This window comes from Haladaptatus marinus (assembly GCF_051194195.1).
The window spans coordinates 208,145-228,381 of record NZ_JBLZNK010000006.1 but is presented as its reverse complement, the minus strand read 5'-3'; the positions used below and the strand labels follow the sequence as shown (position 1 = coordinate 228,381).

General features: G+C 51.2%; 17 protein-coding genes and 3 pseudogenes. 10 read left to right on the top strand and 10 right to left on the bottom strand.

Going from position 1 to position 20,237, the window contains the following annotated elements; all coding sequences use genetic code 11:
* Positions 1-104: 104 nt before the first annotated feature.
* The gene (gene tnpA, locus ACN2TU_RS21090) at positions 105-497 is read left to right on the top strand and encodes an IS200/IS605 family transposase (protein WP_435158201.1); all 393 of its coding nucleotides are present in this window, start codon (positions 105-107) and stop codon (positions 495-497) included.
* A 2-nt stretch (positions 498-499) separates the two neighbouring features.
* Positions 500-1,759 carry an RNA-guided endonuclease TnpB family protein gene (locus ACN2TU_RS21085; protein ID WP_435158199.1) on the top strand — a complete coding sequence of 420 codons (1,260 nt, stop codon included), beginning with the start codon at positions 500-502 and terminating at the stop codon, positions 1,757-1,759.
* A 50-nt stretch (positions 1,760-1,809) separates the two neighbouring features.
* Here ACN2TU_RS21085 and ACN2TU_RS21080 read toward each other — a convergent pair whose 3' ends face one another.
* The 5 genes and pseudogenes from ACN2TU_RS21080 to ACN2TU_RS21060 form a co-directional block, all read right to left on the bottom strand.
* A complete protein-coding gene (locus ACN2TU_RS21080; protein WP_435158197.1) occupies positions 1,810-3,141 on the bottom strand; it encodes a glutamate-5-semialdehyde dehydrogenase in 1,332 nt (443 codons plus the stop codon).
* Positions 3,134-3,973 (bottom strand): glutamate 5-kinase, encoded by an 840-nt coding sequence (gene proB / locus ACN2TU_RS21075; RefSeq protein WP_435158195.1) that lies wholly within the window; start codon positions 3,971-3,973, stop codon positions 3,134-3,136. The genes ACN2TU_RS21080 and proB overlap by 8 nt, the downstream gene beginning before the upstream one ends.
* A pseudogene (gene proC, locus ACN2TU_RS21070) lies at positions 3,960-4,702 on the bottom strand (pyrroline-5-carboxylate reductase). The gene proB and the pseudogene proC overlap by 14 nt, the downstream one beginning before the upstream one ends.
* 275 nt (positions 4,703-4,977) lie before the next feature.
* Complete coding sequence (locus tag ACN2TU_RS21065; protein ID WP_435158193.1) at positions 4,978-5,367, bottom strand: DUF6788 family protein; 390 nt, start codon at positions 5,365-5,367, stop codon at positions 4,978-4,980.
* 282 nt (positions 5,368-5,649) lie between these two features.
* Positions 5,650-5,895 (bottom strand): MoaD/ThiS family protein, encoded by a 246-nt coding sequence (locus tag ACN2TU_RS21060; RefSeq protein ID WP_435158191.1) that lies wholly within the window; start codon positions 5,893-5,895, stop codon positions 5,650-5,652.
* An 84-nt stretch (positions 5,896-5,979) separates the two neighbouring features.
* On the opposite strand from ACN2TU_RS21060, the gene ACN2TU_RS21055 reads away from it, so the two are divergent.
* Positions 5,980-6,258, top strand: a complete 279-nt coding sequence (locus ACN2TU_RS21055; protein ID WP_435158189.1) for a ubiquitin-like small modifier protein 1 — start codon at positions 5,980-5,982, stop codon at positions 6,256-6,258.
* On the opposite strand, the gene ACN2TU_RS21050 is transcribed toward ACN2TU_RS21055, so the two are convergent.
* Positions 6,259-7,926, bottom strand: coding sequence for an aldehyde ferredoxin oxidoreductase C-terminal domain-containing protein (locus tag ACN2TU_RS21050; protein ID WP_435158186.1), 1,668 nt, complete (start codon positions 7,924-7,926; stop codon positions 6,259-6,261).
* Positions 7,927-8,000: 74 nt separating this feature from the next.
* Here ACN2TU_RS21050 and ACN2TU_RS21045 point away from each other — a divergent pair.
* The 3 genes and pseudogenes from ACN2TU_RS21045 to ACN2TU_RS21035 form a co-directional block, all read left to right on the top strand.
* Positions 8,001-8,717: pseudogene (locus ACN2TU_RS21045) on the top strand (ImmA/IrrE family metallo-endopeptidase); the annotation flags it as partial.
* Positions 8,718-8,909: 192 nt separating this feature from the next.
* Entirely contained in the window at positions 8,910-10,718 is a 1,809-nt protein-coding gene (locus tag ACN2TU_RS21040; RefSeq protein WP_435158184.1) for an outer membrane protein assembly factor BamB family protein, read from the top strand.
* A gap of 1,203 nt (positions 10,719-11,921) precedes the next feature.
* Positions 11,922-13,301 carry a Cdc6/Cdc18 family protein gene (locus tag ACN2TU_RS21035; protein ID WP_435158181.1) on the top strand — a complete coding sequence of 460 codons (1,380 nt, stop codon included), beginning with the start codon at positions 11,922-11,924 and terminating at the stop codon, positions 13,299-13,301.
* Positions 13,302-13,584: 283 nt separating this feature from the next.
* Here ACN2TU_RS21035 and ACN2TU_RS21030 read toward each other — a convergent pair whose 3' ends face one another.
* Positions 13,585-13,815 carry a ribbon-helix-helix domain-containing protein gene (locus tag ACN2TU_RS21030; protein WP_435158178.1) on the bottom strand — a complete coding sequence of 77 codons (231 nt, stop codon included), beginning with the start codon at positions 13,813-13,815 and terminating at the stop codon, positions 13,585-13,587.
* Positions 13,816-14,601: 786 nt separating this feature from the next.
* On the opposite strand from ACN2TU_RS21030, the gene ACN2TU_RS21025 reads away from it, so the two are divergent.
* A complete protein-coding gene (locus ACN2TU_RS21025; protein ID WP_435158176.1) occupies positions 14,602-14,751 on the top strand; it encodes a zinc ribbon domain-containing protein in 150 nt (49 codons plus the stop codon).
* Between the two features lie 68 nt (positions 14,752-14,819).
* Here the strand turns inward: ACN2TU_RS21025 and ACN2TU_RS21020 are convergent, their stop codons facing one another.
* Positions 14,820-15,575 carry a DUF7260 family protein gene (locus tag ACN2TU_RS21020; RefSeq protein ID WP_435158174.1) on the bottom strand — a complete coding sequence of 252 codons (756 nt, stop codon included), beginning with the start codon at positions 15,573-15,575 and terminating at the stop codon, positions 14,820-14,822.
* A gap of 227 nt (positions 15,576-15,802) precedes the next feature.
* Here ACN2TU_RS21020 and ACN2TU_RS21015 point away from each other — a divergent pair, with 227 nt between their 5' ends.
* The 3 genes from ACN2TU_RS21015 to ACN2TU_RS21005 all read left to right on the top strand — a co-directional run bounded on the left by ACN2TU_RS21015 (position 15,803) and on the right by ACN2TU_RS21005 (position 17,078).
* Positions 15,803-16,381, top strand: coding sequence for a TATA-box-binding protein (locus ACN2TU_RS21015; protein WP_435158172.1), 579 nt, complete (start codon positions 15,803-15,805; stop codon positions 16,379-16,381).
* A gap of 273 nt (positions 16,382-16,654) precedes the next feature.
* The gene (locus tag ACN2TU_RS21010) at positions 16,655-16,855 is read left to right on the top strand and encodes a DUF7835 family putative zinc beta-ribbon protein (RefSeq protein ID WP_435158170.1); all 201 of its coding nucleotides are present in this window, start codon (positions 16,655-16,657) and stop codon (positions 16,853-16,855) included.
* A 16-nt stretch (positions 16,856-16,871) separates the two neighbouring features.
* Positions 16,872-17,078, top strand: a complete 207-nt coding sequence (locus tag ACN2TU_RS21005; RefSeq protein ID WP_435158168.1) for a DUF7563 family protein — start codon at positions 16,872-16,874, stop codon at positions 17,076-17,078.
* A 943-nt stretch (positions 17,079-18,021) separates the two neighbouring features.
* Here the strand turns inward: ACN2TU_RS21005 and ACN2TU_RS21000 are convergent.
* Both ACN2TU_RS21000 and ACN2TU_RS20995 read right to left on the bottom strand, forming a co-directional pair.
* Complete coding sequence (locus ACN2TU_RS21000) at positions 18,022-19,236, bottom strand: orc1/cdc6 family replication initiation protein (RefSeq protein ID WP_435158166.1); 1,215 nt, start codon at positions 19,234-19,236, stop codon at positions 18,022-18,024.
* An 851-nt stretch (positions 19,237-20,087) separates the two neighbouring features.
* Positions 20,088-20,195 (bottom strand): annotated as a pseudogene (locus ACN2TU_RS20995) (IS5/IS1182 family transposase); the annotation flags it as partial.
* Positions 20,196-20,237: the final 42 nt, after the last annotated feature.

Below are 20,237 nucleotides of genomic sequence, written 5' to 3'. Positions count from 1 at the left end.
GTGAAGCCGACAAATCCTACACGTTCCACTGTCGGTTGCAGGCCGAATACCCCACGCCTGTAAACCGTTATTAGAATTGGGTATATGGAAATCAGTACGGCCAAATGAAGTACAATCTGCAAACCGGGTCGCACACGGTCTACGCACTCCAATATCACTTTGTGACCGTCACGAAGTACCGCGCAGGCCTACTCACCGACGAAATCGCAGAACGCATCGGTGAGATTGCCAGCGACATCTCCAAGGACTTCGGCGTGAACATCCAGAACGTCAACGGCGGTTCCGACCACGTTCACGTCCTGTTCACGGCGAAGCCAACAACCGACCTTACCAAGTTCATCAACTCGCTCAAGGGCGTCACGTCCCGCAAAATCCGTGACGAGAACCCCGAAGTTCGGCAGGCACTCGACAATGCGTTCTGGGAACCGGGGTACTTTCTCGCCACCACCGGCCAAGTCAGTATCGACGTACTTCATGAGTACGTTGAGGAGCAGTAGCGATGTCCACGACTGTCACAAAAACGTTGCAGGCGACGTTCGCGCCACCCACTGCGCACAAGCAGTCGAAACTCAACGACCTGCTCGAAACGTACCGTGACGGTCTGCAAGAGGCGTTCGACGCCGGGGCAAGTACCATGTCGGCAGTCAGCAACATCGTGACACCCTACGACCTGCCGTATCAGGCCAAAGCCGCTCTCTGCAACTATGTTCCGAAACTGCGCAAGTCGTACAACGCAAAGGAGTTGGACGACAGCCACCCGATACGGCTCACGAATCAAGCCGCGAAGTTCGACCACTCTGACGAACGCTACTACGAGTTCACGTGGTGGGTTCCGCGACCGGGGCGCGGAACGAACTTCTGGATACCGCTCCGCATCAACCCCGAACAGGAAGACCTCTGGCACGACCTCGTATCGGAGGACGCGAAGGCGGGCGAGATACGGCTTCAGAAGCATCGGAAGAACTGGGTGCTGCACGTCACCGTCGAGTACCCGGTCGAAGAACCAGCGACAGACGGTGACGCTACGCAGATCGGCTTAGACATCGGAGAAACGGCCCTTATCACGGGCTGTGCCCTCAAGGATGGTTCTCCGACTGACCCGTTCGTGTGTAGCGGAAGCAGAGCGAAGCATCTCCGCAAAGAGATGCACACCACCCTGAAACGCCTTCAAGAGCACGACGCATCCGAGTGGCGGATTGAAGAACGCTTCTCGCACTACCAGAATGCATTCACCGACATCGTGGAGAAGGCGTCTCGGCAGGCCGTCGAGTACACCCGACAGTTCGAGAATCCGGTGTTGGTGATGGAGGACTTGACGTACATCCGTGAGCGTCTTGATTACGGGAAGTACATGAATCGTCGCCTTCACTCGTGGGCATTCGCCCGGATCCAAGGGCGCATCGAGGACAAGGCGACGGATGCAGGCATCCCGGTCAAGTACGTGAACCCGGCGTACACCTCGCAGACGTGCCACTCGTGCCACCGTATCGGTCGGCGGGACTCCCAAGCCGAGTTCCGGTGTCCGAACGACGATTGCCACGTTTCGACGTTTCAGGCTGACATCAATGCTTCCGCGAATATTGCACAACGGGTTGACCCGTGGGGAGAGAGCGTCCCGCTTGACAAGGCGGAACGCGATGACTCGCCTCGGGATGGGAGCGGTTGTGACACCGCCACGACTCACCGTGAGAAGAGCGTACCAGCGCAGATGACGCTCACGGCGTTCCGAGAGTCGGAACCCTCTGCCAGCGACGACTAACTGGTATTCCCATTGCGTGGGAAGCCTCGCCGTTTACGGCGAGGAGGATGTCACCAGTCAAATCGTGATCCTGGGTTCCACGATCCGTCGAAGTCTTCGTGAGTGAACTGCTTTGCATCCCTTCCGGCATAGGTTCCGACAGTCTGTCCGTCGCCTTCGAGGTAGTACTGATAGGTTGTCAATCCCTCGAGACCGACTGGTCCTCTCGCATGTATCTTGCCCGTGCTGATTCCGACTTCGGCTCCGAGTCCGTACCGATAGCCGTCGCTGAACCGGGTTGACGCATTGTGGAACACGCTCGCTGAATCGAGACTCCGCATGAAGCGACTCGCACGGTCTGCGTCCTGGGTCACGATAGATTCCGTGTGCTTCGAACTATACGTGCTGATGTGGTCGATTGCCGCTTCGAGTGAGTCGACGATTTTGATGGCGATAATTAAATCACCATACTCTCTTTTCCAGTCGTCTGGCTGCGCCTGTTCCATGTCGACTATCGAGCGGGACACGTCGTCCCCGCGCATCTCGACATTCGCTTCCTCGTACCGCTGGGCTATTTCCGGCAGAAAATCTGCAGCCACACTCTCGTGGACGAGTAGGGTTTCGACCGCATTACACACGGCAGGATACTGCACCTTCGCGTCGTAGGCGATATCCGTCGCCATCGGGAGATCCGCCGCATCGTCGACGTAGACATGACAAATGCCCTCCGTGTGCCCGAGGACGGCGATACTCGTATTGTCCTGGATGTAGCCGACGAATTCCGAGCTGCCTCGTGGCATGAGAAGGTCGATAGAGTCGTCCATTTCGAGTAGCGTATCGACGTCTGCTCGTGCCTCGATGAGTTGTGACCAGCCGTCGGGCATGTCGGACGTCGCTTCCCGAATAACGTCGAAGAGTATTCTATTCGAATGACTCGCCTCACTGCCTCCTTTCAATATTACTGCGTTCCCCGACTTGAGGCCGAGGGCAGCAATTTGGATCAGTGCATCAGGTCTCGATTCGAAGATCGTCCCAATAACGCCGATCGGAACAGTACATTTGTAGAGTTCCAAGTCCTCGTCGAGTTTACGTGCTATTTGGGTCTTGCCCAACGGGTCGTCTTGGGAAGCGACGCTGCGAACCATCTCCGTGATGCTGTCGAGCTTCGATGGCGAAAGTTTGAGTCGATCGACGAGGGCTTGACTATACTCCCCTTCTGCAAGGAGATCTTCTGCCTTGTGAACGTCCCGTTCGTTGGCTTCGAGTATCTCATCCTGCCGTGCGGTGATTGCGTCCGCAATCGCATTCAATGCCGCAGATCGTTCGTCGTTAGATAGCTGGGCGAGTTTCAGTGCGGCGGTTTGTGCCTCTTCGACTTTTGCTTCCGTGGATTTCTCAGTCATCGTTCACACCGTCCTCTGGGATGAATATCGTTCCGACCGCTTTTCGGTCTACGATTCGCTCTACGACGTTATTCTTTGTGGATCGTGCGATGATGGCCGGGATACCTCGTTCGCTTACCGAACGTGCACCTGTCATCTTCGTTTGGATCCCACCGAATTTCGCACTCACGCTTTTGTCGACCATCTCCTCAACAGCCCTGTAGTTTTGTCCAACTGCTTCAATACGCTCCGCTGTGGGGTCGTCTTTCGGGTTGCTTGTATAGATGCCCCCGACATCGGTGAGCGTGATGAGCAAATCCGCGTTCACACCGGTCGCCACCGATGAGGAGAGCATGTCATTGTCACCGATTTGGATCTCTTCGGTTGCAACCGCGTCGTTTTCGTTGATTATTGGAACGATTCCCCACTCTAGCAGAGTTTCAATGGTATTCTTGAAGTTAGTGAACCGTTCCGTACTGTCGAGATCGTTCTGCGTCACCAGTATCTGTGCGACCTTTTGATCATAGCGTTCGAAACTTTCCGTGTATCGACGCATGAGGTGAGATTGGCCAACGGTCGAGAGAGCCTGAGATTCCTCGATGGTCGCATCAGCGTATCCGACCCGGCCCTTCCCAGCACCGATAGCCCCAGACGAGACAAAAAGCACGTCTCGCCCGTGCTCACGAAGTTTCATGACGTCATCGACAAGTTTGTCGAGTTTCTCGTTGTCGAGTTTCGATGTTTCGTCTGTCAGCGAGTTCGTCCTGGCTTTCATGACGATCCGGTTCGCCGTCGCTGCTTGCTGCCTCGCCTGCTCTAGTGCCCATGTTTCGGCCGCCTCATTCGTGGTCATACTCGGGTGTCAACTCCTTCGAACGGTCTTCCGCCGCCTTCACTGCCTCTCCAACAGTTGCTTTTACGGAACTGTCCCAAAAGACTTCCATCCCCTCTATCGTCGTCCCCTTGGGGGAGCAAACTGCGTCTATCAGTTCCTCGATGGTGTCGTCGGAGCGAAGCACTGTTTCCGCAGCACCTTTGAACGTCTGTGCAGCAAGTATTTTTGCGTCTTCCGGGTTCAATCCACTGTTTACGCCAGCCTGTTGTACTGACTTGAGTAGGTAAAAAACAAACGCGGGTCCGCTTCCATTGACAGCAGTTGCGATGTCCATCTGAGCTTCGTCGATTTCGACGAAGACACCGATATCTTCGAGAAGCGATGTGACGTTGTCAGTGATCTCCGCACCGGAGACAGCCGCTGCCATCATCCCCGATTCGGCCGCTAGATTCGGCATCAGCCGAATCACCGACGCGTCGGTTCTTGTTTCGAGAGCTGTAGTCGGAACGCCAGCCGCGATACTAATTAATGTCTGTTCTGAAGAAAGATCGAGATCGGTGACGATAGCCCCGACAAGGTCGGGTTTTACCGCAATAAACACGATGTCCGGTTCAGTCGCCATATCAATATCGGTTGTCGTTTTCGAGCAATGTTGCGAGACTGCATCAAGGGCGGTCGGGTCTATATCACAGGCAATTACAGTATGATTTCCAGTCTGGAAAGACCCCTCACTATAGCACCACCCATATTTCCACACCCGATGACGCTAGCTTGTACCATCGTATACTGACCCGTCGTAGACACGAAGACTAAATAACGTTGATAACGGCGGAGACTGCCAATCAGGACGAAGGATCGTTTCTGGCCACTATATTTTATCAACCTCCAGATGTGACGGTGTCCAAGCCATGGTGTGTTTGGCCGTCATTTTCTATCTTAGGCTACACTTTTAGCCAATCTATGTTGGTTAATACGAGTAGAGATTCACACTCTTGGAAAGGTGTCTAATTTGTTGAATATCGTTATTTCGAACTCACTGGGGCGAGATATTCGGATTTGATACGGTCTCGTTCTCTCCATTGGAAATAGTAATACTGGTTGTCGTTGATCGTCTTTGTGACGATTGACGCTTTCGTGGGGACTCCCTTTTCGACGATCGTATTCCAATCTACGACATCATCGGAAATCCCCTTCGTTTGTGCTTTGGCGGCGAGTTCGTTGGCTGTCGCCTGTTCAGTGTGAGGGGTGTTGGCGGCTGTGGGATCGGTCTTCGTCTGTGTGGCACGATAAACCCGGAGTTCTTGTGCATATTGAGCAGCGGCTCGTAATGTCTCGCTGTCTTGTTTTTGGAGTCCTTCGACGATGTATTTTGGCAGTAAATCGGAGGGTGTGGGCTTTGATCGCTCTGGCATCGATGTTATCGTCCAAACCGATGATGAGTCGTGAAGAAGTGTAGTTCTGTTGGTTAACGCCGTGAGTCTCATCTGAAATCGAATCGGTCAAATTCCAGTAAAGCACAAGACCCCATGGCTCATTCTCTGGGAAACCGTTGAAAATCTCCGGGAAAATATACTTCCGACCGATCACGCACGTAGACACTTTTGGTTCTCGTCAGAGCTGTGTGGACGGCAAGGCGAAGTAGGAAATCCACCGTCTGGAAAAGCTAAGATGTCTTCGACGAGGAGCAAAGATCGTCATTCATCGATCGTATCAGCCAAGACGAGTTGATCACCATCCTTGAGCTGTGTCGTATCACAGTCAAGCTGTTGGGCGTGAATACCGTTCTTCATAACAACGAGATCGCTCGGGTCGATGTCGTAGTCCTCAGTCAAGTCTGATAAGACGTCTCCAATGGTTGCACCGTCTTTGATAGTCATAGTAAATTGTTTATCATCCAGTACGAATCGCGCCGTTCCGTATGTTCGGACTTCGATCTGCATGATCAGACTACGAGTGGAGAACTCATGTTTGTTCGGGGAGCGTATTGGCAGTATACAAGTGCTCGCGAGACCAACCGTTGCTCGATGCATGTACGATGTCACTTCTTCGGGCCGCTCCGAGAGATAGTCGGCGAGAAGACCGTCGAACGCGAGGTTGGCCCGGAGACGACAGTTGATAGTCTCCTCACGGCGATCGCTGACGACCATCCTGGACTCGAAGAATTGCTGTTCGAGAACAAGGAGCTACGGGAATCGATGACGGTCACTCGGAACGGCACGCATGTGATCTACCAAAATGGGCCCGACACAGAACTGGAAACAGATGACGACATCCGTGTTACCCCATCGATTCAAGGTGGGTAATTAGTCGTTTGCCGTCGCAAAGCCATCGACATTGCTCTCGGGGACAGTTCCATCATCATTCCAGCCCCGCAGCTCATAGTACTCCTGAATCGATTCCTGCAGATCTGGTAGGTCATAGGGAAGGCGGTCTTCTTCTGCGTTTATGCCGCGTTGATTGTTGAAGTGTCGCTCGAGTTCAATCACCCGCGACCCCACTGTGAGCAAGTCATCATAATCGGTCTGGAAGACCGTCTCTTTTTGTTCTTCGGTGAAGTAATCGCCTGAGAACGCGCAGAAGATTCCGCTATCACGGATTGCGTGGTGGTTCTCTTGTTCGATGAGGACTTCCGCCTTGCCGGTAGTACCTTCGGGGTTGATCTCGCCATCGTACTCGAGACCGAGCATTGTCGAGTACATATGGTCGGCGCCGCGGTTCGCGACAGCGTATGAAAGACCCTGTCCGTGGATAGCACGACCATCGTGGGCTGCAAATTCCATGCCTTTCACCGTGAAGTTCTCCACACCAAGCTCATCGTGGGCCCGATTGACACCTTCTGCGAGTAAATCTCCCTCATCGTTCCGGTAAGCAATCTTTTCGACCAATTCGTGAACACGCTCGGCGTTGCCGAATTCATCGTGGGCTGCGAGGTACGCGGCGACACTATTGCCACACGAGATGGTATCCATCCCATAGATATCACATAGCTCATTGGACTGCATCACGTCGACAACATTGCCGATACCGCAGTTCGACCCGAACGAAAACACCGTCTCGAACTCCGGGCCCTCGGTCACGATGCCGCGATCCTCGTCCTTGGTTGGAAGTTTACAGGCGAATGCACAAACCGAGCAGGCTTCCTTCTTGAATTTTTTCTCCTCAACGGCATCTCCGCCGATATCCTCGACGTGTTCAAAGGACTGCTCGGAGAAGTACCGCGTCGGCAGTGAGAAATTGTCGTTAATGAACTCCGTCCCTGAGGTGGTTCCCTGTCGCTTCATCATATCATCGGTGGTCGCTGCCTCCGCATGAAGCTCTGATTGGACGTTTTCATCGATCTCAACAGGCGGTGCTGAATCACCTCGGAAGGATACTGTCTTAACGTTTTTCGAACCGAGAACGGCACCGAGACCACCGCGGCCGAACGCTCGGCTGTCATAAGTTATCGGACAGGCGAACCGGACGAGATTCTCACCGGCAGGACCAATAGTGACGAGATTCTCACTTTCGAGGTCGTGGCGCTCGTTCATCGCGTCAGTGACTTCAGGCACAGTCGCTTGTGCAAGATCGGGAACCTCCTCGAATTCGACGCCCTCGTCGGTGATATGAATCGCGAGCAATTCGTCGCTCGCGCCGATGATCTCGACGACGCTGTGGCCGGATCCGACAAAGTTCCGTGAGAGATAGCCGCCCGCGTTCGTAGACAACAGGCCATTGGTCAGTGGTGACAACCCAGTCATGTTCATTCGGCCGGTGAAACTCATCTGAGACTGCTGGAGCGGACCTGCCGAAATGTATGCGCGGTTCTTCGAACCAAGCGGATCAGCGTCAAATGGAATACGATCGTGTGCGAGTTTTGTCGCAACCCCTCGACCGCCAATGAACTGTGAGAGGACATCTCCGATGTCGGTCGTCGACGTGGATCGATCGCTCGCGTCGATGGTGAGAAGGGATCCTTTCGCGTGGAGCATTGCAAGCTATAACGAACTACTGTGATAAAAAGTCATAGGCTGCCGGTGTTGTTACGAGATTACAGCGAATTTAGTGTCCGAATGCAGCGAACGTCGCTGGGTACAACACCTGGAGGACCGACTTCGACCGTCACGTCAGGCAAGGCGAGAATGGAATCTGGATCTGGGCGCCGATCATCACGAAGCAGTGTCCCGAATGTGAGAACTCTTCTAGTTACCACGAGCAAAGTGAGTGTGAATATGACGAGACACCACCTGAAGCGTGGTCGAAAGGACTCGTCGGATTCAATCCTACGGCTGTTTTCGATGTGTCTCAGACAGAGGGTGAACCACTTCCCGAATCGGAGACTGAAGCAACCGGAGTTGCTGAAAGTCTCGTTCCTACCCGCCAAGATGTAGCCGATGATCTCGGTGTGACGGTTCGCATCGTCGACGACGAGTGGGAACATGGTGAGGCGAAGGGTGTCTGCAAACAGCGGAGTCTGTACGACCTCCAACCAATCGTGGAAGTGAAAGCGCGGACAAATCAAGCAGATCTCGCTGTGACGCTGATTCACGAATACGCTCACGCACTGTTGCACTTCGACGACGACGATGAGTGTGAGCGATCGAAACGCGAAATAGAGGCGGAAGCTGTCGCGTACATCGTCGGTCGGTACGTCGGATTAGATACGAGTGGATCAGCGTTCTACCTCGCAGCGTGGCAAGATGATGATGCGGACGTGATTCAAGACCGGCTTGGACGAATCCGTAGGACGGCAGCGACAATTATCCAAGTAATCGATGGATGAGATAGGCATTATTTAGGGAAAAGTCATCAATATCTCTCAAGCTTCTAGATTAGTATCACCGAATTTAGGAAAGTGAAATAATTATTTAAACCAAACCAGAGGACATGAATAGGTAAAGTTTCAAGGATACCCTATTTTCGTTGCACTCTACACAAAGCTTATTACGAGATTCAGAAGATACAGTGACCTCTAATGGATCGTAGAACATTCCTCCAAACCGTTGGAATTGGAGCGACCGCAACGCTCGCAGGGAACCAATTTACACGAGGCGCTGGTGCAACTGTTGTAAACTCAGCGACAAACTGGACGCGACCATGGGGAACCACAGGTCAGACACGGTTCAATCGATTTCATGAATCCACTCATCCATATGGGCAACTCGACTGGGAACGCCGTGATAGTGGCTATTGGTCGGGAACACCGACTGTGAGCGATAATATTCTCTACGTTGGCGAACTCACAGATGATGTCTCCTTTACCGGAGCGATCAGTGCGTACGATGCCGAATCTGGAAATCGACTGTGGAGTGCACGTGACCATCCCGTTACCGAATCAGAAAAGGAGAGAATAGCACAGAGTTCCGAATCACTCCTTGAGGAGTCCACTGCACCATACGGGTTCCTAACCCATGCTCCCGTGGTCGACAATGGCGTCGTATATGCGATTGGACGATCGTCGGGAGATGAACACTACTATGTTGCTCAGGGTGTGTACGCGCTCGATACGAAAACAGGTGAAGAGCTGTGGGCCCGCACTGATCTCACTGATTATTCAGCCCTCGAAATTGCGAATGGGCTTGTGTATCTTTCTGGAATTGCGCTTGACGCACAAACGGGCGACACAGTCTGGGAAACAGCCGCGGATGAGAAGATGATCGGTGTTGTCGATGACACATTCTACACATACGCAACTCTTGAGCGGCCAAGCGACGATGTCGTCATACTCATCGCACGCAATGCAAAGAGTGGCGGTGAAAAATGGCGTACCCTTTCGCCATTTGGTACAGAAGGGCGTCCAAAAGCAGTTGATGAAGACTTTATCTATATTGTCTCACCAGAAGCACCGGATGAAGATGGGATTGAGTCACAAGTCTGTGCGCTTTCAACCACTGACGGACAAGTCCAATGGAAGACAACCCTTACAGTTCGTGACGGAACGGTCGATGTGAGTGCTCCAGCAGTGGATACTACCAGCGTCTATCTGTTCACCAGAGGAACAACCGAGTCGCTCATGTCTCCGAATATTGAAGCGCCAATTGACGGAATTGGAACAGCACTCGCAATCGATCGAGAGACCGGAGCTGAACAGTGGCGATTTGAGACCCCGGCTGCGTTTGTTGGTGACCCAGCGGTTGATGCGAGTTCAGTGTATGGTGCTGCTCGATACCACACCTGTTCCGAGTCCCCAACTCAATGGGTGAAAGCAGGACTCTATTCGCTTGATAAGCAGACTGGTGTTGAGCGGTGGAACTATGCCATGGAGAATCTCTACACTATTTCCTCTCCTGCAGTGGCAGCTGACCGAATATTTCTTGCCACTCATGGAGTTGGCGGGACGATGGCTGATGCAACGATGTATTCGTTTAGAGGATGTGAGTGCCCGCCTGATTGTCATAGCCAGTTTGCAGACGATGGAAAAACGCAGACCGTTCCTCAACCACCTGAACAGCCCCAGACAACCACATCATCGCCAGAAACCACACAAAAAGACCACCAAACTACGACACCATCGCCAAAAACCACAGATAGCGAACAAACAACGACAACCACTCCAGCTAATTCACTAACAACAACTGACCGTTCTTCGACTGTGAGATCTACGACGACCGACCAGCGGTCGCAAACCAGCACTTCGAAAATCAGCTCGATCTCTACGAACACAGCAGCTCAAACAACGACGAGTGACGGTCAAGCCGGGTTCGGTGTTCTTGGAGCGATTGGTGGTCTGATTGGCGGTGGTCTCTATGCACTTCGTCGATCGACAGGAAGGGATGAAAACTGATACAAATTAGGCGACCATGTCGAAATTGCCCTGCTCACAGTCCACCTTCGTACGACGGCAGCGAAGATTATCGAGATAATCGAACAGAGAAGTGAGTGTAAATCTGTCTAATTCGAGCGCCGAATGGGGCCTTATCGCCGAGTCCATTCGCGCTATTCAGGTCGGTGATCAGTCAGCCGAAGCTTCCCCTCGACTTCATAGAGATGGCCTCGCATGTAGAGTCGTTCGATGATATCTTCGGCAGCCAGCTGCTCAAGCTCCTCGTAAATCCTCGGGACAAACTGCACACTCGCCTCATTTGTGGTCTGGTGATGCAAGGGGAGTACACGGCATGGCAGGATAGGTAAGGGCACAGGAGCCACACCGTGTACTGGGGGACGGCGACTGCAGATTCTTATTGAAGGAGAATAGACGAATACAGCCGGCCACTCGAATTGACAACGATAGTCGGCCTCCAGAAAACACCCCCACACCGAATTTCAAATGAATTCCGTTCCAAGGGAAGGGGAGCTTTCGAAGAAAATGGGGATGGCGTGAGTAGCCGAAAGACGGAATCACGTAATAAAACGGTTTTTCCCTATGAATTCTCGGGAACTGAGTTCATTTGGAGAACAGCACCACTATTCGCGTTATTATATATATTACTATGAAGGTAATATAGTAGTAGTAGTAAGGCTGCAAGAAACCTGATTCCAGAGGATACAACCACTCTGAATAGAGATCAATTTCTATGATCTACCTGTTTATATACTAAATTCTGAACCGCTGTTTTGATGATAAGTACTCATCTTGTCCGTCGTGTCCCACCAAACAACACCGGATTTCAAATGATTACCCCGAGAAAAAGCTTCTAACTCCCGTTTAATGGGTTTTCAGATGACTCCCTCTTTTTCCTCCCTCGCTGTGTGCCCGCCTAAATCGTGCCTGAATTCATTTGAAATGCGGTGTGGGGGTGTCGAGTATTTCTTGTCTTGCTACACCCTACCGAGAATTCATTTGAAATCCGGTGTGAGGAAAGAGGTAGTCGACACTTCTAGCATTACCCTTTATAAAGAATTCATTTGAAATCTGGTGTCATCCGTCCGTCTGACCTTTTTGCTTCAATGCATAGATTCCAACATCAGAGATCTGCTTTCGGTATCGATCAATGACACTGACGTACCCGGGGAAAGAACTAAGGTGAATTCATTTGAAATCCGGTGTATGGATTCAGGTACAGCACAGGTGAAAACACTCGGCGATTATGCTGCCGAGCATGGGGCGGTTGCCCACTCTCGCTCTAAAGCTCGCGAAGATCCTCTTTCCGTACTCGACGAGGATGATCCTATTTTCGCCAACGAAGATTTACTTCGTATCGACCACATTCCTGAGCATGACAAAATCGTTGGTCGAAATGACCAAATTGAAACCGTCGCTCGCCGACTCAAACCGACGATCACTGGTGGATCTGGAAAAGGGACACTCCTTCTCGGTAAGTCTGGCTCTGGAAAGACGCTTGTCACTCGGTATGTTAGTCGTGAAGTCGAAGAACGCGGTGCAGACAATGATATTCGAATCGGCCGTGCAATTATCGACTGCGCGCAACGCCGCTCGGAAGTTCAGACTGTCATTCATCTCTCGAAAAGTCTGAACGACCCACAGAAAACGGGTATTACTATCCCGCACTCGGGAATTGCGACGGGAGCGTACTACGACCGTTTGTGGATGATCATTGACAAACTCTACGACGCGATTATTGTCGTCCTCGACGAGATTGATCGGCTTGCACCGCCCGATGACGCCCGGAATATCCCGCCAGAGGAAGCGGACGACAGCAAACTTCTTATGCAGCTCTCTCGAGCTGGTGAGGAGAACGACGTTGATGCTAGCATCACTGTCGTTGGCATCAGTAACGATCTCAAATACGGTGATCGATTAGACACCCGTGTCGAGAGTTCCTTTGCTCCAGATGAGATCGTCTTCCCAGCGTACGACGCAAACCAACTTGGAGATATTCTAGACCGACGTCGCGACGCCTATCACGAAGGCGTCCTTTCGGAGGACGTGATCCCGTTGTGCTCTGCATTTTCCGCACAGGAACACGGGGATGCACGACGTGCACTCGATCTCTTTCGACTTGCTGGCGAAGTCGCTCGTGATGCCGATGTCGATCAGGTTCATGAAGAACACGTCCGTGCCGCGAACGACGATGCCGAGGTCACACGAGTCCAAGATTTGATTCGAGGCTGTCCAACGCAAGCAAAGATCGCGATTGCCGCACTTGCTGCAATGGACGAATTCACAAACCAATCCCATTTTAAGGCGACCGAGATGTATCGAGTCTATCGTACATTTGCAGAGTCAATCGGCACGAATGTTCTTGGTCAGAAGCGCATCACCGATCAACTTCGTGAATATGAGACGCTGAAAATCATCGATATGACCCGGACAAGTGATGGATACCGTGAAGGAACGTATCTAGAACTTTCCCTGTTGGATGAAGCAAGTCTTCTGCTTCAGTCGATCGGGCTCGATGACCAGTGTTCGCGAATCCCGATTGACACCCAAATGCGCCAAGAGATTGTTGGCCACGTGGGACGTTGACTTTTCACCCGGAACTACTGCTTCTAGACGATTTTAATCCAACACTTTTCGGCTGCAATTCGTCGCTACAGCTTCCAATACTCACTAGAAAGAAGCCGCGCGTCGTTCTAGAACGCTACGAGATTCTGTAGCATCATATGATGGCAACGAAATTGATTTTTCACAGAGAGACGAGCGGACTTTCGCCGATAAATTTTCTCGGATCACAAGATCGTTGCTCATCCCGATGATTCCGACTTTTCGATCCGCGATGTTTCCCTTGCTGCGGGCACGCGGGAGGATGTCAAAACGAATCGTCAAATTGATCAGCTGGATCCTGTTGTTCGTCGGCCATCTGCGAGAATAATTCTTCTTCGAACTCATCTTCTGATTCGTCATTCATACCGTGAACTGATATAGCAAGAGACAGGAGTTCTTCAATTGCTTGGTCTCTATTCACGAAATCTCCTTGGTCAACAAGACGATCGATCTCGCTTTCAGTATGGTCGGGCAGTACTACCTCGAAGGTAACCATAGGTATGAGTCTCTTTGAACGTTATTCATTGTAAGGGGCTTAACTCATGTATATCGGTACGTAACCCAATCCTATTGCCGATTAAACTGGTTGTACTGTTGTGGAATCATTGGTTAGTATGTTATACTAATACAAAATAGTCGTCTAGCCAGTGGCGTTCTCGGTGCAGTGGCATCCGGTAGTTCGTATCGTCGACAGGCAATAGGAAACGTACATTTCTTCCTGTGAATCCATCGACGTTCAACGTTACTTCCGCTCTAGCTTGGTTGACCTCTTTATTGATTACCTTCAAAGAGAGAACTGTAGTCGTACCCCAGTACACGGAGTGGCTCCTGTGCCCTTACCTATCCTGCCACGCCGTGTACTCTTCCTGTATCAAACCAACACCTCCCAAGCAATGAGGCGTGTGCCATTTTATACCAATTATTTTGGGGGTGGGAGAAATATCCAACCGACCGATTACTGACTCGAAAAGCGAGAATGACTCCTGTGATTTCATCGCGTCGAGTGTTGGAGTCGTCAAACGACATCGCCAAATTGGTACACGTTATCATCGATGCTCAAACTCGGACGCTTCTGTCGAGCGCACCGTACTATTTCTGGGGGCGATAAAAATGCCAGTCGAGTCGATGTGGGTACTGGTACATTGACTCCACTCTCGTGCGATTGTATGCGAAGAAATGGCCCATCTCTGGTTAGTGCACTGATCGACAGTGAATCTTACTCATTGAACACGTCCAATAAGATGCCAATTCTTATTGCGTTGGATTCAAAAGGACGGATGCTATGTCGCTCTCCGCCAAGGTTCGGCGGTGGTTGTCTGATGATGAGACTATCATGTATGAGTGTAGGGATTGTGGGACAACACTCCTTTCCACCAGGCAACGATGTCCCAACTGTGGGTCAACCGAAATCGCTAGTTTTGACGTCTCATAGCCCCGTTTTGTGTTCACTCCCGTGTTCAAAGAGAGACCATTTGGGGCATCGGTCTTCTCGATACAATATCAATGTAGTCCCGCCCAATGGCGAAGTGTGATTCGATCAAGTATCTCTTGAGATGTTGCGAGGGCTGCTAGCCCGGGGAAATTTGTATCGAGGTCTGTATAAATATAATATGAGAACAATTTATCATTCGATCTCTTGCGCTGATGTAGATAGGTTTGCCACCTGGCCGTAAGTTCATCGAGTTGCTGTTGTATTGCAGCTAATCGATCGCTTCGCTCTGCAAAGGGATACTCGCACCGTTCGATTGCAGCCAGTTCATCACCAATCTCAGCAAGTGAACTGCGAAGCTCCTCAAGTTGTTTTTGCTCCTCTGTTATTAACATGAGAGAGCGTTGTCGAGTTTCGATGGCCGTTTCACTTGCAGTTTGGAGTTGGTTCCACAGTAATTGTGACCACGTCGCTGAACCGCCTGCTAGACCTGCTGCCACCTCTGGTCCGAATTCATCTTCAATACTCTCGAGGACGGTTTCTTCACCATACTCGTCTTTCCAATGGTCAACTGATAGAACCGTTTCTCGGTAGGCGGTTTGAACAGCACCTGGAAATGTATGTACCGATTGTGGTCGAGTTTGAACTGATCCTTGCAGTGATCCGCCGTCCGTCTGATACGGGTGGGGCGGTATTTCGCTCAGTCGGTCAAGGAAGTTCTCAAATGCGTCGATTTCGGCTTGACACTGTGATTCTTCCTTGTTTGTGAGTCTCTCTGCCCTCGGCAAAAGCGTGTGATCGATTAATTGTTCTCCGTTTCGCGCCATTGTTAATCAGTACCATGGATGATTTGGCTATTATACTTTATTGGCAGTGAACTAGAAGTGATTATATAATATTAGCCACTTTTATCACACTTATATTAAGAGACAATTGGGACAGACCATACTTGGTACGAAGACAGACCATACTTGGTACGAATGGAGATGTGAGCATTCTTCTATGTTGCTCCCCTGCCGATTGAATCATTACTGTGGAGTGTGATAGCAACCCAATGACGTCACACCCTCTATCGACTCAAATTGAAATTGAGAATATTGTAGCCACATCTGCAATTGAGCAAGAACTCGATGTTGCACAATTAGGAGCTGATCTGTCGGGTGGAACATATGATGCCGAACAGTTTCCGGGTGTAATCTGTCGATTACCGATGACCTCTGCTACGATGTTGCTGTATCGTACGGGAACGATTACCTGTACCGGTGCTAACAGTATTCAGGACGTCGAACAGGGATATCAAGAGCTGTTTACACAGCTTCGTACCCTCGGAGTCTCTGTGCCAGACGAGCCATCGATTTCGATTGAAAATTTGGTCTCGAGTGCTGATCTTGAAACGTCACTCGACCTCAATACACTCGCCATTGGATTAAGAATTGAAGAAATCGAATATGAGCCAGAACAGTTTCCAGGACTCGTCTATCGGCTTGAAGAATTGTCAATTGTTGTCTTGATTTTTAATAGCGGGAAACTTATCATCACTGGCAGTAAAACAGAAGCCAAGACACATACCGCCGTTGAGCGTGTTAAATCACGGCTTTCTGAACTCGGATTTTTAGCTGAAAGTAGGCGCTAAGCCCCCTTCCTCAAGGAGCGAACGGCGTCAGCCCTGAGCGGGTAGGGTAGGGTAGGGTAGTTCACTAATGAACGTCTGCCCCGATAATATCGGGTTTCAAATAAAATCGGATGGAATTCTGTTGGGTAGTGACGGTCATATGATATCCTTGCACTTGCAACGAATAGACCGACTGGACACCGGAGACTACCATATAGTATAGAAGGGTGGGAATTGTTCCGACACCACCCAAGAATATTTAAATCTATAAATGATATAGAGTGAAATATTGCAATGTCTGTACCACAGCCTGACTCTGACGAAGTGGTTGAACAGTGCGAAAACTGTGCGGTGAAGACACCCCACAATGTATCTATCAAACTCATCACGGAAAGTAACAAAGAGGAAAACACTGCATTCTCACGAGAACCATATCGGATCACGGAATGCAGTCAATGTGGGGCTAAAACCCGTCAGCGAATGAACGACGCCTGAACGCGTTTCTTCGACCATGCCACAGCCACACCAAGTAATCGAAGGGAACACAGGTCACAATGAGCGTCGCTGTCGGAATTGTGCTTCGTTTATAACGCCGGAGTTTGCTCGTGTCTTCGGTAATAACGACGACGAAGTGTTCGGCTGTCTCGATTGTATGTCGGCAACAGCAGTACGAAACGGTCACGCCCACACACAAAACGCCGATAGATCTCTCAAGTGACATCCTCCCCGTCGTAAACGACGGGGCTTCCCACGCCCGATTACGCTGGTTTGGGAACTTACGTTTACAACCCGACGTGCTGAAGGGAGTGCCACGCCCCCGGTACTCCTATCCCGCAAAGGACTTGGAGGTACTTGGTTATTTTCTGTCGGTTTGGTATCCGTGGGCTTACTTTTTGATGCGGCAAACACCCAGTCAACTGCCAGTTGTCGGACTGTCAAACCCGATAGGGTACTATCGAATCGACAGTCACAGAAACACAGTGTGGGAACGCAAACCTTCCGATTTCAGTGTTTGCAACCAAAGACGGCGCTGTATCCCTGCCCTAAAGGGCGAGGTTTTAGCGCCTGCAATCTTCATAACCTTATAAAATTGCAGGCGAGAATACCACGCCCTTGAGGGTGTGGATGAATCGCCGTCTTTGGTTACTTTCACTGTACGGCATAGTCTTAGGTGCTCTCCCCGCGTATCTCTCGGTGTCAATTCGATGGTATCCCATCGGATTCTGACAGTCCGAAAACTGGCAGTTGACTCGGTGTTTGCCTCATCAAATACGTAAGCCCTCGGACACGCAGACCGACACAAAACACCCAAGTACCTCCGAGTCTCGTCCGGTCTTCGGACGGGATAGGAGTACCGGTACCGTGGCAGTGCCAGCACCTCGTCGGGGTGCGAACCCTAAACATCCCACCGAACCGCCCATTGGTGGGCGTGGGAGGCCCGCGTCTTCAGGCGCGGGAGGATGTCACTCGATCGCTTGGATGAACGCCTCAGGGTCAAGTCCCGATGCACTCGCCTTGTTTGTCCGTAGAAATCGAGCTTATAGAGATGTGTAGCTTCTTCCGGCAGACACCCCGTTTTGTCCAGTGTCTTCTCTACCGAACACCCCACCCTGTCCAGTGTCTTGCGACCGTCAGACAGTGGACAGGGTGGGGTGGCAATCTCAGACCTGGTCACCAAACCGTTGCTGGATTGACTCGGTTTTACCCACGATGTCCACTGTCTCTTCAAGAGCTTCTAAAAGGAGTTCCGGACTCGTATCGAGGCTGTACTCGTAGTAGCGCCCCCCTGCTTCTCCCTTGTTCCGTTCTGTCCGGCTCGCGATCCCAAGCATTGCCAATTCACCAAGATGATCACGCATTCGACGTGGAACAAGTGGATCAACGGCAGCACGCTCGCACACCATCTCGTATTGGGGCTGGACATCACGTGCGCGTGTGGGGGTTTTTCCTTCTTCATTCAGTATCAAGAGTGCGTAGAGAACGAGTTGACCTTGGTGAGTAAGCCCACTGACGCCCTCGACAACACGGCTCTTCTCAAGGGAGTCGCGTGCTTCGTCAACGTGTGCTTCTGTGAGTTGTTCAGCCTGATGTTCAACAGCGATATCACCCGTTTCCATCAGAAGATCCAAGCTCTGGCGAGCGTCACCAGCGTCCTTTGCGCCATACGCTGCGCATTTCGCGATGACAGCATCAGGAACGACGTCTTCATGGAACGCAATATCAGCCCGCTGCCGAAGGATGTCACGGAGTTCAGCTGCCTCGTACGCCGGAAATTGAAGTTCCTTCTCACAGAGACTCGATTGAACCTTTGACGAGAGTCCTTCACGGAATTTGAAATCGTTTGAAATTCCGATGATACCGACCTTCGCCTCTGTAAGGTTCTCGTTGGCTCTTGCACGAGGGATTTGGTAGAGAATGGAATCGTCATCGATATGATCGACCTCGTCGAGAACGATGATCACCGTACTACCAACCTTGTCAAGTTCCTCCCAGAGCATTTCGTAAATTTGGCGCTTTGAGTACCCAGTGGTGACGTGATCTTCTGGAGGACGAAGTTCATTAATGAGCTGAATTGCTACTTGGTAGCTCGTGGAGAGGTCTTCACAGTTTGTCCGGATAGTTGTGATATCGACATCGTATTCTTCTGCGTCTGACTGAAGTTCAGAAAGGAGATATCCGGTACAGGCGGTCTTACCCACGCCTGCTTTCCCGTACAGAAAGATGTTCGATGGCTGGTCGCCATTGATCACGGGTTGGAGTGCAGAGATATACTGCTGTAGTTCCTCATCACGACCAACGATCTTCTCGGGTTGATAATCCTCACGCAGGATATCACGGTCACGATAGATGTTCGTATCTGGTTCGAACAGCCCCATTGAACCAAGTCTCGTGAGATAGGGTAATAAAACCACCGCGTCTACTGTGTCTCGTGTGTCCGGTGTCCAGCTTCTCGTGGCACCCACACACCCCACCACGTCCAGTGTCTCGGCCGAAAAGATACTCGGTGGTTCTGCAGACAACTTCAAACACAGGGAAAGTTTATAACAATCCGTGTTCAATTACTCCGAACGACAGATAGAGCCAGAGAGAAGATAGCATCTCATTCGGCGAATCGCAGTATTTTTCCGTTCTATGTTCACCAAGACACTGGACACGGTGGGGTGTGGGAGGGCGACGATCGACCTTCTATGGCTGTATTCCGAATCGAGTCTGGCGTCATTTGGATAGGGTATGACAGAGATATCTCCCGTGAGTAGCGTACGAGTGGTCGGTTCTCTTCTTGGAGTTGGTCAACAAGCTCATCCATTCGATTGACGAACGTTCATGTTGGGGCACAAAGTGTCGATTCTGCGTCGGTCGCTACCTCGAAACGACAATCAACCTACCGACCAATACACTTTGAACGTAGGGTGGTGTGGACGGAATAGACTGGGACTGTCGCCATCAGACCGTGATTGTTACACATCGATACAGGGGTTGGGGATGATTTGCTGTCCGTCGTTCACGAACTCTTGAACTTCTGCATTCTCGTTTGCGCGATGGTCTTGAGATGGTCTGTTTCGCCAGCAATCGCTGTGAGTCGAGAATCCTCCGCGAGTAGATCCAGAATCGGACGAGAGTTATCCGTGAATGAAAACACCATGTGCAATCTTTGACCGCGGCCACGGCTTTTCCGCTCCGCGTCTACGACTCCATATGAGTTGATGGCGAGTTCCCGGAACTGCATCTACCAGCGTTGAGAACGGACGAACGAGCCGTACTTCTACTTAAGACGAGAGTTCTCCGTCTCATTCTGACTTCGCTGGCCGTAGAGATCGGCGTCCAATTGTGCGTTTCATGCCTTGTGGATTGATGCAGATAATTAGACCTGCTCTCG